This window comes from Pseudoalteromonas sp. GABNS16E (assembly GCF_028598715.1).
Taxonomy (GTDB): domain Bacteria; phylum Pseudomonadota; class Gammaproteobacteria; order Enterobacterales; family Alteromonadaceae; genus Pseudoalteromonas; species Pseudoalteromonas atlantica.
Window position 1 is genome coordinate 1 of record NZ_JAQREZ010000145.1, and the last position, 844, is coordinate 844.

Annotated in this window: 1 protein-coding gene; it reads left to right on the forward strand. The window is 38.3% G+C overall.

Annotation, left to right across the window (positions count from 1 at the left end):
• Window positions 1–82 precede the first annotated feature (82 nt).
• Window positions 83–844: efflux RND transporter periplasmic adaptor subunit (locus tag PSI06_RS21025; protein ID WP_273605074.1), on the forward strand; the 762-nt coding region annotated here is incomplete at its 3' end.

The following is an 844-nucleotide window of genomic DNA, read 5'->3' on the forward strand; positions in this document are numbered from 1 at the left end:
TCCAAATTTGAGATTTGAGCGCTTTGTTTTTTCAGTAGCGAAAAACGAAATCTTAAATTTATTAAAAATATAGGTTACAAAAATGAATACAGTAATTAGTAAAAAATTTTTAGCCGTAGTAATTAGCTGCCTGTTAGTTGGGTTTACTACAAATCATGATGCTTTTGCACAGTCGTCAGATGGAACTGGTTCTGTCACAAACGTTTCGAAACAAGAAGAAAAAGAACATCAAGATGAGCATGAACACGAAAAGGGACATGAAGAAGATAAAGGTGACCATGACGAGCACGGCCATGAAGGTGGTAATAAAGAGGGAGAAGAAGAACATGAAGAAGGTATCACTATTGATCCAAAGAAGATGTCGCTTGCTAAAATTAAAGTGGAAAGTGTTAAGCCTGAATATCAATTTAGCTCCGTATATGCACCTGGCGAAATAAAAGCTAATGGCTATAAAAGTTATGTGGTATCACCACGTACAGAGTCAGTCATTATCAGTCGCCATGCAGCGCTTGGCGAGTATGTAGAAATAGGTCAGAAGTTAGTTACATTATTTAGTGAAGCAATGGCACAAGCACAAGCTGACTATTTAATCGCTTCAACCGAATGGCAACGTGTAAAAAAGCTGGGTAATAAGACGGTGAGTGAAAGTCGATTATTACAAGCTGAAACAACATACAATGCGAGCTATGGCAAGCTCATTGCTTTAGGGTTAACTGAAAAAGCAATAAATGGTATTTCTAACAAAGACATTAAAGCATTTGGACAATATGCATTAACGGCGCACCGTGAAGGTGTCGTGCTTCAAGACGACTTTATCCAAGGGCAACGTGTTGATGCTGGGGAT